The 14,244-nt window shown below is 39.3% G+C and carries 8 protein-coding genes; 1 reads left to right on the forward strand and 7 read right to left on the reverse strand.

From position 1 onward, the window contains the following. Positions 1–103: 103 nt before the first annotated feature. Positions 104–1,414, reverse strand: a complete 1,311-nt coding sequence (locus tag ACM0OS_RS04350) for an aminopeptidase P N-terminal domain-containing protein (protein WP_414541934.1) — start codon at positions 1,412–1,414, stop codon at positions 104–106. 469 nt (positions 1,415–1,883) lie between these two features. Here ACM0OS_RS04350 and ACM0OS_RS04355 point away from each other — a divergent pair, with 469 nt between their 5' ends. Beyond that, positions 1,884–3,107, forward strand: a complete 1,224-nt coding sequence (locus ACM0OS_RS04355; RefSeq protein WP_414541935.1) for an FG-GAP repeat domain-containing protein — start codon at positions 1,884–1,886, stop codon at positions 3,105–3,107. Positions 3,108–3,256: 149 nt separating this feature from the next. Here ACM0OS_RS04355 and ACM0OS_RS04360 read toward each other — a convergent pair whose 3' ends face one another. From ACM0OS_RS04360 to ACM0OS_RS04385, 6 genes are all read right to left on the reverse strand, one after another. Then, complete coding sequence (locus ACM0OS_RS04360; protein ID WP_414541936.1) at positions 3,257–4,039, reverse strand: peptidylprolyl isomerase; 783 nt, start codon at positions 4,037–4,039, stop codon at positions 3,257–3,259. A gap of 395 nt (positions 4,040–4,434) precedes the next feature. Next, positions 4,435–5,982: an HlyD family efflux transporter periplasmic adaptor subunit gene (locus tag ACM0OS_RS04365; protein ID WP_414541937.1), complete on the reverse strand. Its 1,548-nt coding sequence runs from the start codon at positions 5,980–5,982 to the stop codon at positions 4,435–4,437. A 119-nt stretch (positions 5,983–6,101) separates the two neighbouring features. Next, positions 6,102–9,149 carry an ABC transporter transmembrane domain-containing protein gene (locus tag ACM0OS_RS04370; RefSeq protein WP_414541938.1) on the reverse strand — a complete coding sequence of 1,016 codons (3,048 nt, stop codon included), beginning with the start codon at positions 9,147–9,149 and terminating at the stop codon, positions 6,102–6,104. Positions 9,150–9,170: 21 nt separating this feature from the next. Next, positions 9,171–9,752, reverse strand: coding sequence for a helix-turn-helix domain-containing protein (locus tag ACM0OS_RS04375; protein WP_414541939.1), 582 nt, complete (start codon positions 9,750–9,752; stop codon positions 9,171–9,173). 1,280 nt (positions 9,753–11,032) lie between these two features. Then, positions 11,033–11,782, reverse strand: coding sequence for a peptidylprolyl isomerase (locus ACM0OS_RS04380; RefSeq protein WP_414541940.1), 750 nt, complete (start codon positions 11,780–11,782; stop codon positions 11,033–11,035). A gap of 1,164 nt (positions 11,783–12,946) precedes the next feature. After that, positions 12,947–13,360 (reverse strand): HetP family heterocyst commitment protein, encoded by a 414-nt coding sequence (locus tag ACM0OS_RS04385; protein ID WP_414541941.1) that lies wholly within the window; start codon positions 13,358–13,360, stop codon positions 12,947–12,949. Between the last annotated feature and the right edge of the window lie 884 nt (positions 13,361–14,244).

A 14,244-nucleotide genomic window follows, 5' to 3' on the forward strand; every position in this document is an offset into this window, starting at 1 on the left:
TTTGGCCTGTGTAGCCGTGACTTCCAGTCGCCTGGTGCAAGATCTGAGATAAGGGGTTTCAGTCACAGACAAGTTGGGGATGGTATACACCATCCCAGTTGTTTTATCTTTCTAGTTCGCTAACTTCCTTGGGAACCCCCGCTGTTAACACTTCATGTCCTGTGGGTGTCACCAAAACATCATCTTCAATGCGAATACCAATCCCCACCCAGCGCGGGTCTGTTGCTGGTTGGTCTTCTGCTAATTTGGTATCGGGAACAATATATATTCCTGGTTCTACCGTCAGCACTTGACCGGGTTGCAAAATCTGCGGTTTATCTTCACCATGTTGATAAACACCCACATCATGAACATCTAAGCCTAACCAATGGCTGGTACGATGCATATAATAGGGTTTATATTTTTCTTCTTCAATTAACTTGTCAATTTCGCCCTTGAGGATGCCCAATTCTACTAAGCCTTCTGTGATAACTCGTACTGCTGTATCATGAACTGCGTTAAAACTATTACCTGGCTGTACTTGAGCGATCGCCTGTTTTTGTGCTTCTAAGACAATCTCATATAATGTCTTTTGCTCTGATGTAAACTTACCACCTACAGGGAAAGTCCGAGTAATATCAGAGTTGTAATAACCATAAGCACAACCCGCATCAATCAGCAGCAATTCTTCATCCTGCATTTGCCGATTATTCTCGATGTAATGTAATACACAGGCATTAGCACCAGCAGCCACAATGGAAGGATAAGCTGGCCCCATCCCACCCCGTAGCTTAAATATATGTTCTATTTCTGCTTGGACTTCATATTCATAACGTCCAGGTGCGGTAAATTCGATGGCGCGGTTATGTGCTTCTACAGCAATTGCAGCAGCTTGGCGCATCAAGTCTAATTCCGCTTCACTTTTCACCAACCTCATGCTGTGGAGGATGCTACCAGTATCTTGAATGGCAATTGGCCCTGTACCCCGCTTGGGATAAGACCGCAGTAAGCTTTGGTAATGTCCGAGAATTTTGTCATTAAAATTGCGATCGCGTCCTAAATGATAATAAATGCGATCGGCTTTTTCCAAGTACTGGGGCAACTTTTCATCTAGTTCGGCAATAGGGTAAGCTGCATCTGCACCATATATTTCCTTGGCTGCATCTACCCCACAAAGATAACCCGTCCAAACTTCCTTTTCTCGATCCTTCGGTTGTACAAACAGCACAAAGCGATGTTCTGGGTGATGTGGTGCTAAAACTGCTACTGCTTGCGGTTCATTAAACCCAGTCAGATAGAAAAAATCACTGTCTTGGCGATAAGTATATTCGACATCGTTGTGCATCACTGCCATTGGCGCACTCCGAAAAATGGCTGTGCTGTTACCAATTTTTGCCATTAACTGTTTGCGACGCTGCCGATATTCTGCTTGCATAGTGAATCAAATTGTCAATTTTAGTATTAGTGTACACTTTTGATAATTGGAGATTATGCCTTTTTGTAATTTCTAATTTAAATTATTGAGGCAAATCCTTATTTTATCTCCAATCATCAATTATGACATATTCATCACTTGAGTATTTTAAGTGTGTTATGCGGTGACAACATCCATGTTTTTCTAGCTAGTACTTCTAAATGATTCCTGAAATTATTGGTTAATTCTCTTGGCGTTATTAGCATCTTGGCGGTTTGACAATTTATATCTAAAGCTCAAAACAATATAGGCATATCTTGACATTATAAAAACAATTTACCCGCCAAACAAATGTAGGCAGAACATGATATTTATAAAAATAAAATGTTTATAAGCAAAACATTTAAATCACAACAAATGTTTTTTGAGTACAGAATTTAACTAAACGCAAGAGGTAAAACTGAGAAGACAACCAGTCATAAAATACATTATGTTATCACAGTCAAAGCAACCAGAAGCGAATTTGTTTGCTACTTCTTTAGCAAAATCTGAATCTTTATTGAGTAATGATTTTCTATTAGATTCTTCGTCTTTACCAATGAGTAGTAGTTCCTCATCATTTGGAACTACACCAACACCTCAAAACTTATTTGGAGGAGCCAACCCCAATCCCAATCCTTACTTAACAAGTGCGGCGATTGTACCTGATTTCAACGGTGACGGCAAAACAGATAAACTTTGGGTTAATGCTGAAACTGGTGAAATTGTTGTTCGCTTAATGGATGGTACCAGAGTAGTTGAGCAGGCTTCTTTAGGTCAATTTGACTTATCAGCCATGAGTTATACAATTGCCGATTTTAATGGCGATGGTAAGACTGATTTCTTGTTGCGTAATCAAGCAACAGGTGAGAATCGTATTGTATTAATGGATGGCACCAGAATTGCTGATACAGTAGCATTGGAAACCGTTGACCCCAACTGGAATGCTAAAATTGGTGATTTTAATGGCGATCGCAAGACCGATATTTTCTGGCATAATGCACAAACTGGTCAAAATGCGATTTGGACGATGGATGGCACCAGAGTTGTTGATGCCACTGTTCTAGAAACCACTGATACAGCATTCGCTCCCACCATTGTTGATTTCACCGCTAATGGCAGAAGTGACATTTTCTGGCGCAACGAAACCACTGGTGAAAATAAAGCTTGGTTTATGAATGGCACCAACAAGACTGAGTTTGCGCTGCAATCACAAGAAGTAGGTTGGGACTTTACTGTTGGTGATTTCAACGGTGACTTGAGAACTGATTTGCTATGGCGCAACGCAGCAACAGGTGAGAACAAGATTTGGACAATGAACGGTATCTTAGCTACTGAAGGTGTCCTACCTACACTAGACTCATCTTGGACATCTTCTATTGGTGATTTCAATGGTGATGGTCAAACTGATATCTTCTGGCGCAATCAGGTAACTGGTGAAAACACTGCTTGGTTGATGAATGGCTCAACAATAGCTACTGAAGCTTTTCTTCCCAGTAATGATCCTACTTTAACGCCATCCTTGGGCGACTTCAATGGTGATGGCAAAACCGACATCTACTGGCGTGATCAACAAGCAGGTGTAGATAGAATTTGGTCTGTGGATGGCACAACAGCCACTGAATCTTTCGTAGCTGAAGAAGAAAGATTTGGCCCAGAATGGTTCACTGCTTAGGGATTACCGAAAAATAAATTACTCAATCAATGTAGGTTGAGCGATAGTGAAACCCAACAAACCCCGCAAAATGTTGGGTTTCCTTTCATTGCTCCGCAACGCTGACGCGAACAAAGCAACCTACTCAACTGAGATGACTTGATCGGAAATTAAGCTGGTTTGAGCAGATTTTGTGGTATCAAAGAATTGCTATTTTCTGGAAGATGCGCCACAACTTCTATAGTAGCGATTTGTTGCTGTAACCAATTTGTAAAAAAATCTCCCATAATTTGCATACGCAGATTTTCATCTAATTCTGGTTTAATGATTTCCTCAACTGCAATAATATGCACTCCTTTTGGTGTCATTATGGGCTTCAAAATTTGTGGGGGAGTAGCGGCGAAAACTGCTGCTGCTACCTCAGGTCGGAAATCAACACGACGGCGGATTCCCTGGTAGCCACCAGCACGACGAATTTCTGGATGTTGGATGTATTGGCGAGCAATTTCTTGGAAACTGATTTCGCCTTCTTGGAGGGCATAAAATAGTTCTAAAGCCAAATCTTCATCATCTAAAACAACTTCGTAAGTGACTGCTCCAGAATAGTTGCGTTGATGTGCATAAAAAAATGGTTCAATTTTATCTGCAAATAAATGATTTGCTAATTTGGAAGATAACAGGTTAATTTTGGCTATTTCTTCTAATTCATCTAGAGATAGATGATGTTTTTCTAACCAAGCCCAAGTATCTTCAGCTTTAAGCAGTCTGTTAGCTAAACGGAGGTTGTCTGCTGCTTGTTGTAGTTCTTCTGTGGTGATTTCAACTCCAGCTTTATCGGCAGCATCAGCAATGATTTTTTGAGTGGCGATCGCCTCTAACACTCCAGGTATTTGGCAAGCTAGTTTTATATAGTAAATAATATCGTCACTGGACACTTTTAAAATATTTGACATAGTTAAATTCCTCCAATTAACCAACTAACCAAACATTAGTTGCTGATGGTTTACAGACAAATCAGTATTGTATTCATCATCTTCACTTGATATATCTTTTATTGTCTCTATCTGATGATAGTTTTAATATTTAAATTAAAGGTTATTGTATGAGCAACTATTTTTTATTAATTAGATTAATAACAATTGCATATACCCCTCCTTTATCAGCTTTCAAAAATTATCAAAAGAGGGGTAATATTTAACTTTCGTTGGTAATTAAGGATATTTTTGCCCCTTTCCGCGTCGGAGAGGGGTTGAGGAGAGGTTCATCAAACTTACGTTAAATTGCGTTCAAAAAGAATCCTAGTCCCTATTTCCTACTCCTAGCCTAAGTTACTATCTTTGAGTGTTGACTACAGTTCCAGACCGCCTTTTTGTAATTTTTTGAATGGATCTAAGATGAAGTCAATGACTCGACGTTGACGAATAATCACCTCTGCGGTTGCTGTTTGACCAGGTGTGAGGGCGATTTGTCTGTTACCAGCTTCCATATAAGGCTGATCTAGAGTGATATCTAATTCATAAGTATCTACGCTACCTTGATTACTAGTTTGAACTCTGGAGTTAGGTGAAATCCAACTAACACGTCCCTCAAGCACTCCATAATCTTGGAAGGGATAGGCATCAAATTTGATTTTGACTGGCATTCCCACTTCTAAGAAACCGCTATTTTGACTGGGTATTTGGGCTTTGAGGATTAATTTACTACCCTTAGGTGCTATGTGGGCCACTATTTGTCCTGGTTCCACCACAGGGCCTGGTTTTTGCACAGGCATTTCAAAAATGATGCCATCAATAGGCGATCGCACTACTCGCTGTTGTAGCTGAATCTGCAAACCCTGAATCTGACTTTGAGTTTGAGCTATTTCTGAGTTGATGGTACTAATTTGCCTTTCCATGTCTTTGAGTTGTTCCTGGCTTCTCAGTAGAGCCAGTTTGCCTGCTTGGACGACGCTTTGATAGCTGCTTTGCTGCTCTTGGAGGCGTAGTTTGGCTTGTTGAATATCTGCGACAATTTGGCTCATAGTCGCTTGATAACGACTCGTTTCTTCTCTTAAACGCAGTTGAGCTTGGGTGACTTCAGATTGTGCTTGCAAGTGTAAACGTTGGCTTTCCTCTGCCGTTTTTTCTAGTTCCACAACTTGAATTTGGGGAATTGCACCTTGCTCATATAATTGACGATAGCGGTCAATTTCCGCGAAATCTCGGTTAAAACGACTCTGGACTAACTTTTCGGCAGTTTGGCTAGAATTAATGTTTTGTCTAGCTTGCTCAACTAAAGCCTGTCTTTCTAATCTCTGTAAGTTATAGGCACTTTGTCTAGCATCAAGTTGTTGCTGGGCCTGATTCACTTGAGACAGTTTTTCCAATTCTTGAGCTTGGTTTTGTTGCTCTTGAATGTTAATCGCCAGCATTAATTGGTTTTGCAGTAGCTTGAGTTGCGCTTGGCGATCGCCTAATCCTTTTAGTTGTGTCTGGGCTTGTTGCAATTCTGTTTGCAGAATATCAGAGTCTAATTCCATCAAAACCTGTCCGGCTTGCACCGTCGAGCCTTCTTGCACATTCACAGTTTTCACACTCCCAGGAACAGGAATCCCCAATTGATGGGTTGCTCCTTGAGGCTCTAAACGCCCTCTAGCACTACCTGTTTCATCAATTTTGGTGAGCATCGACCAAGGTAAAACGATGGCAGCAAATGCTACCAAAAAGTACAGCATGGAACGTGTCCAGACCCTTGGTAAAGCATCTAACAGTTCTTCTGTACCGTAAAACCAATCATTGGCCTCAGTTGCTACCTGGGTTTGATAATCAACAACAGCACGAGAATCTTCAACCTGGGGAGGCTGATCTTGCTTTGGTATCGCAAGTACAGATGATAAATGTTGAGATAAATTTGGCATGAGTAATTCAACAATTTAATTGCAAGGGAATTGGGACAATTCGTAATTCGTAATTAAAAGTCTCGATTTTGAATTGATTTGTCCCCAGTCCCTAATCACTTCGGATACTTCCCAGGTTTTTAAGCGGTTGGTGCCAGTTGTTGCTGGTTGAGGTAATAATAATGACCTCTGCTGGCAATTAATTCATCGTGAGTGCCGCTTTCGACAAGTAAGCCACGATCTAATACCAGAATGAGGTCGGCATGACGCACTGTGGACAGGCGATGGGCAATAATCAAACTTGTGCGCCCTTTGAGAATTGTTTTCAGGTTATTTTGGATAATCCGCTCTGATTCGGCATCGAGGTGGCTGGTTGCTTCGTCTAAAAGTAGTAAGCGCGGATTACCCAGTAAAGCACGGGCAATGGCTAGGCGTTGGCGTTGTCCTCCCGATAACATCCCCCCACCTTCACCAATTTGGGTTTCGTAGCCGCTGGGCATGAGTTTGATGAATTCATCTGCTCCTGCTAACCGTGCGGCTTCCATGATTTCTTCTAAGGAGGCTTCTGGATGGGCGATGTTGATGTTTTCTCGGATGGTGCCACCAAACAAAAAGGTATCTTGGTCAACTACACCAATTTGTGAACGTAGCGATCGCAAGGAAATACTAGTCACATCTTGAGCGTCAATTAATACTCTGCCATCTGTCGGCAGATATAGTCCTAAAATCAGTTTGGAGAGGGTAGTTTTCCCGGAACCGCTACGCCCTACGACTGCTACCGTTTGCTCAGGCAGAATTTCAAAGTTGAGATTTTCTAGGACATTAATATCACTTTCTGGGTGATAGCGAAAAGTGACATTTTCAAATTTAATGTGACCTTCTAATCTAGTGATAAACTGCCGGGGTTTATGGTGTAAATCTTCTTCTGGTTCGGCTTCTAAAACATCATTGATGCGCTCAGTAGCAATTACTATCTCCTGAAATTGGTTCCACAAAACTACTAATCTTTGAAAAGGACGAATAATATTGCCCAATAACATATTGAAAGCAACTAATTGTCCAATGGTGAGTTCGTTTTGAATTACTAACCAAGCTCCAAACCACAGTAATCCTGTAGTTGCTAAAGTCTCAATGGCGGAGCTAAAAAGTTGCATTTGGTTACTAATTATCTGACCCATAAAGGTTTTCTTGATCACATTGTTCAATAGCTCTTCCCAATGCCAGCGCACTGTCTGTTCAATTGCCATTGAGCGAATTGAGCTAATACCTGTGAGGGATTGAATCAGATAACTGTTTTCGCTGGCTGTGGCGTTAAAAGCTTCGCGGTTAATGCGGCGAAAGAAAGGTGTGGCGACAACTGCCAGAATAAAAAATGGTGGGACGATAGCTAAACTCAGCAACGCCATTGATGCACTGTACCAAAACATTAATCCCACGTAGATAAAAACTGTCAACAAATCCAATGTGATGGATAAAGCTTCTCCGGTGAGAAATCGCTGAATTTTATAGTTTTCTTGGACACGGGAAATAATATCCCCTACATAACGTGACTCAAAAAAAGCTAAAGGTAAGCGGAAGGTGTGTTTAATAAAACCTACCAACAAAGCTACGCTAACGCGGTTGGCTGTGTGGTCTAGGAGATATTGCCGCAGTCCGTTCATGACCACACTGAACAAGCCAAATATTAGTAACCCTAAACCCACAGCGTTTAATGTCAGGGTACTTCCCTGCACCACTACCCGGTCTAATAGCAACTGGGTAAATAAAGGTGTAACTAGTCCAAAGATTTGAATTAATACTGAAGCCATGAAGACTTCTAGCAAAACTTTGGAGTGGGGTTTGATTAAATCAAATAACTGCCAGAATTGTGTACTCGTTTCTGCGGTTTCTTTGAGGAGGGCTGTGGGTTGCAATAACAACGCATAACCAGTCCAACCAGTTTTAAATTCTTCATGGGTGAGGGTGCGTTGACTAATGGCAGGATCACCCACAATCACATATTTTTTGCTGACTTCGTAAACAACAATATAATGTTTGCCTTCCCAGTGGGCGATCGCAGGTAGGGTTTGTTGGGCTAATTTATCTAGGCTGGCTTTTACCGGACGGGTGGTAAAACCAATACTTTCCGCCGCCGTTGTTAAACCCCGTAGTGATGCACCAGTACGATTAATATTGGCTAAATCTCGCAGTCGATTGACACTCAAACGCTTGCCCCAATAGCGACTAATCATCACTAAGCAAGCCGCGCCACAATCTGAGGCACTTTGTTGTTCAAAGAAGGGATACCGTTTAGTTAAATGTCCCCACCAATGCCCTGCTTTAACTTTGGGACTAGGAAAATAAGCTCGTTTTTGCTTCTTTTGGGGTTCTGGATCTGGTAGGGGTAATTGGCTAATTTTTGGGGATTTATTTTCTACCACCAGAGAATTATTGTCAGCATCTTGGCGTTCTTGCAAGTTGGCTAACTGTGTCAATTGGGGCCAGTATTCTATGGCTCTTTGCCAATCAGCATTTCTCAGGCTGTAAACAGTTGATGCTTGTGTCGCTTGCCAACTATCTTGTTGGGGATACACATAGATGTTTCCTGGTGTTAATTTGCGTCCATCAGTGTGTAATAGTTCTCCCTGGTGTAGTAACCAAAGTTTGGTATCTTGAAATAACTCAGATGCAGGTGGCCCACTGTCTAATGTGTGTCGTTCAAATAAAGACAGTGCTTTGAGAACCCCTTCTACAGAGCCGTTGTGAGGAATCAGGGTGCTTTGGCAACATAATAATAGTAAGTCCCACACTTCAGCACGTTGTTTGAGGCGATCGCAGATACTCCCATGTTTGCGGATCACTTCTTGTAAGGCGGCTTGGGGAAAATAGGCAAGTTTTAGATTGACAGAAGCTCTAGCGACATAAGGGCTAAACTTGGCTTCGGGAAATAAAGTCAGTTCACCAAAACAGCCTCCGATTGTCAGGGTGGTGATTAAGTTATTAGAACCATCTAAAAGTCTGACTTTACCCTTGAGGACAATATAAATGCCATTAGGCGCGGTTGCGGCTTGCCAAAATTGCTTGGCTACTGGTGGTTCCACAACTTCTACCCCTACCAAGCACCTTTCAATTTCTCGCTCTGATAGCGACTCACCTAAAACTTGGATCAGTTGTTGAGCTAGTTGTTCCTGGGAAAACGCTGATGTCATTACCTGTCCTCCAAGACAAAATTATTTATTGGCCTGAATAAGATTTAATGACCAGTTAAAATTCGGCTCGGAGGTAGATTGCAAGTCACAAATCGTAATTCCAGCATCTTTGATTTGGTCAGTTTCCGGTGGGCTGGAACTTTTACGTTTGGTTGATAGTCCCATTTGTTTGAGTAGGCGATTAATATGGCGATCGCTGATGTGAATGTTAAACTCATTGGCTAAATGTTTGCTCAACCATTGGGCTGTCCAATAGGTAAATGCGTAACCATAATCACGGGGACTATGGCTAACTAATTCCTTCAACCTTGCCAAATATTGATCATTGACAATTTTTGGTCTACCAATTGGGCGCTCATTCCATTTATGTGCCAAACCTGCTTCTGCTAAACCAATCCAGTAGCGCGCCATTTCTTGCGAACAACCTAATGTTTCACAGATTTGGCTTTGAGATTTACCCACATCGGCCAATAACATAATTTCAATGCGCCGCCGATATTCTGGTTGTAAATTAGCCTGTAAGCTTTTCAGCAAAGCCTTTTTTTGAAAAGGCGTTAAAAACTTACTTTCTTGCATGTCGTAGTTTTCAAAAGAGTGTGACATAAAAATTACCAATTGCCATTTACTGAAAATGTGGGCAAATTTATCCGTTGCAGCTATGGCAAAAACCTTGATAAATTAGGTTTTGCCATTAAAAAGTTAATCAGCCTTGTCCGACTAACCAAGTATTGAAATGATGCGTGGATTATGCTTGGTGTTTACCCCTAATACCATGAGCATGTAGGGGATATATACCCGGTTTATACTTGCCTTTTAGCCTCAACACTCCAGCATATTTGTAGCCAGGATGGAAATGAGAGGAGTAATTAAAAAGCTCGCATAAAATCACGGGACTTTTCTATTTTTCCCAGTTAACAAATTCTTCGTTGAAGAGTGCGCTCCCAAGATAGAAGCGCCAATAGTCAATAAGTAGTAGTAAGCAAACCTGACAAAATATGCAGCAAGCATAGCTGTTGTCTACTCTCATAAACAGCGATTTCTGGTAAGACACCTTAAACCAGTGAACTACTCACTGATTAACGTCAAAAATTTAATAGCCTTCCCCGCAGCCTGGTTTGATGTTGGTAGTGCTTTCAACCATTGATCTTGGTTGATGATCACAGGGAAGTAATATGGAGTCTTGTGATGACTCCTGTTTTGAGGATGTTATTTAACTATGTAATACAAGTTTATAGTTAAACCTCAAAATATTTATCCTGGTTATGTTTGGATTACCAAAAAGATGCCAAAACGTGTTCCAAATGAATTGGAACATAGAAGCAGCTAAGGTCAGGTATGAATACAAATCTACTTCTTAGACTAGCCTAAAACTAGTTATTATTTCATCAGCAGATTTAGATAAATCTGGAATTATCGGAAAAACAAGTTCAACGAGCAAGTGACAGTTTTTCACTTTGTTGTCTTAACCTACTGTTCTTCTTTTAGAAATTTTTCGGCATTGAGTCAAGGGTTTTGAGAAAAAATATGAAATCTTTACTCAATATTGATTATATCTTTATTAGAAATTAATGATTAATTTTATCGGTCATAAGTCTGCGGAGTTATTAACTTTACTTAAACGCAAATTTGTGTTAATTAAATTATGCAATCAACCATAATTAGTTACAGATAAATAAGACTTTATTCCAGATATTTGATTACCAAAAAGTTATGATATAAAATTAATAATACCTCTACATCTATCGCTAGAATGAGAAAAATATGTCTCAAAATCAAAGCTTTCAAGCTTACAAGTATCTATCCTGAGAATGAAAATTATTGATTTTATATAATCATGAAAACTATTAGATATCTAAAAAATAATTTGATATGATGTATTGAGTTTATGAAATTACCCCAGTCTGAGAATTAAGTAAATAATCTAACTCGGTCACTAGCCAATTATGAAACATACTATTGATCAGTTCTTGATATTTTGTCGATGTCAATTCAGCGGGAAGAAACTCTTCTACCATCAACAGGTGATAACCTTGCTCGGTTTTTAAAGGCCCTATCAACTGTTTGGGTGGTGTTTGAAATACAAGTGCAGCTATCTCTATTTGCAGCGAAAAGCGATACTTGATTCCGGCAAAACCGAACTTTTGTCTGGATGAAGGATGAATATTATAAATATGAGCAGCATCATAAAAACTGATTTCACCATCTTCTATTTGATAGTAAATTTCTTGAGCCAGTTTTTCAGAATCTACAATAATTTGATAGAGAATAACTTGCTCAAACTCCAACCGCTTCTGCATAAATAACTGTTCTATTTCTTGAGAAAATAATGCCTGAGATAGTTTTTGTGCTAGTAGGCGATCGCTAATTCCCATTTCCCAGTCACTAGGAGTAATTAGTTGGTCAGTTAACCATGCTAGGGTGTCTGTAGCTTTCTCTAAGCGCTGTTCCCGTCGTTGGCGATTAGCTTCAGCTTCAATTTCTTCATTGGTAACAATTATTCCCTTTTCTGTGGCTACGCGCCAGATTATTTTATTAAATAAGATTTTTTGATATACTTCCCTCAAATTCATTTCTTTTTTGAGGAAGTCGATAATTTCTGCTGATGTAATTACTATCTTAGAAAGGTCACTCATGGGTGATAAGGGCTAGAGGATATTTAGTAGTCGGTGTTGATTTTTGATATAGGAATCCTAAATGATATCTGAAAAAACTTCAGCCCCACAAAATCTGGATAAGTAGAACGACTTGAAAAAACCAAACTATGTGAAGTAATGTAAAAAAAATTGCATTTGTTTCGTAGTAAGGACTTCAGTCCTTATTAGAGGACTAAAGTCCTCACTACAAACCTTTAATTATTTACACCATTCTACTTACTGTGGGCGAAGCCTACTCTGCGTGTATTGCAACAAATAGGAGTTCTATAGCTTGCTTACGCAGGTAAAGTAATAAACCATCAGACTATTGGAGTTGTATTGAGTTTTTAAGCGCATAGTGCAGGATACACCAACAAATATCAAATAGGACTCCTATATTTACTAAAATTCACTAAAAACTATAAAAAAACTGGAAGCTGTTCAAATGTTTGAGCTTCCAGTATTAGCTATATAAATTGTAAGCTTATCAAGCATAAATAATCCTAGTTGGGAGAAGAGGATTATTATGTTAGCAAAAAAGCGTAAGAGCTATAAGTTCTATCAGCCATAACAACGATTAATTTGTCACTTTTCTTTTTCCACTGGTGTTAATACTGTTAAATATGAGTGGTTCAGGCTCAAATAACATCAACTCCAGTTAGGAATCCTTATCCAGTTTCCCCACGTCTGAAAACTTGATAAAAGGCATTCAAAGTTAGGATGGCGGGGAGACGCTACTCCAACTTGTTATGCTTAAACTCTCTAGGAAAAAGAACCACCGATAGCAACGCTAAAATCGTTAGTTTTGGTTTAGGAGTTATTTACTCCCTAAAATATTGACTGCTTCAGCAATAGCAATCAATTAGAGGTGTTTCATAATCAGATAATGTTTGATTTTATCGTTGTAAATGAATTTTACTTCAAACACCTCTGGTTGAGTAGTTATTTATAATTTAGCTGATTTTAGATAATAATATTTGCCATTTTGGCAGATTTTGGCAATTATTTTCGTCATTAGTAGCAATATTTTGAGGTAAATAGACCAAGCTGTAGGGAGACAACAATGTTCCCTACAACTGTAAAGCAGAATCTATCGATGCAAGAGATTTTTTAATTGAATTTACAACTTTTGCCGGATAAATTTTGAGTGCTTCCCGGTTTTAATTAAGATGCTAAAGTTTGAGAGTCTTGGTTTGACTGCGCTGAGTAATTATCCATACCAGCACCCCGAATTTCTGCTTTTTGTTTTCCGACTACTTCTAGATACGCCAGATCTTTAATTTTACTTAAACAACTGGTGGAAGCTTGAGAATGCGGTTTTTGGTTAATTGATGGTTTAGCAGCATTATTATTTTCGTGATGCTGTTGATGTGTTCTGTTTTGGGTATTTTCTTTAAGTAGTCGGTTATAAGTGCGGTAGGGAATGTAATGCAAAGGATTGTAACCAACTATGCGTAGCATTAAAACACATGCCCAGGAATACTTTCCAGCAAGAATTGCTTCCACTATTTGGTCAAATTGTTGAGGATTCATGGCTTTGTTGAAGTTGCTACTAATTCCAGGAATATCTTGATTCATAGTGTTAGTTGTTGTTGTTGTTGAAACTGGCTGAGTTTCGTTGGTTATTAGGGTTACTGTTGGCTGTTAATTACTTAGTGAGTCCAAAAAAAATATGAGATATTGAGCGGATGTTGAGCAAATTTATTAGCTACATCCACAACTGTGTACAAAAATCTTTTTAGATAGTAGTAAAAATAAAAATCATAGAGCTTCATCTCTAACCTTCCTCCTTGACGTGAGGTTGCAACTGCATTTGACCTGATGATTCTTTCCATGAGCTGACTTTTAACGAAAAACTTGACTGTGTTTAATCAAGTCTGTTTACTGCTGTGCCGTAGTTTTTGAGACTGCCTGCGGCGCTAATAGAAGTAGCCATTACTGATGATTGTTCATTTGTAACTTTTGCTTGGCAGCAAAATAACGGTATAAAATCCACATTTTGTATGGAATTTGACTAACAGAAACAAGTCTTTATTTGGCTCGCGGTAGATGCAGTTTTTACCTATTTGGAAAGATTGAAACCCTAGTTTAATTTCTGACCTGATAACTTTATTGTATATTTTTTGGCTCTAAAATCAAGGTGTTTCTAGAGAAATTCATTTGTTTTAGGCTAGAAGATGAAAACTGTTGTTCCTAAAACATTAATGACTACTTTAGTATTTATACTACGTTTTATCTTTAATGTCATCAGCTATTCTAACATGATCATAAATTAAATTTACTGAACATTTTTCCGGATTCCTAGTATGCTGTGCAACTTTGGTTTTCGTCCCCTTTTTACTAAGTAATGGGGGGTGAAACCCCTCAGTAACTCCGTATTTGAGGCTTTATCTTTTATCAGTATACTAGAAAAGTTTACCACTCAATGAGTTGATAAATAACTAATAAAAAGAACAAGATAA

It is taken from the genome of Nostoc sp. CCY0012, assembly GCF_963920855.1.
Lineage (GTDB): Bacteria > Cyanobacteriota > Cyanobacteriia > Cyanobacteriales > Nostocaceae > Cyanocohniella.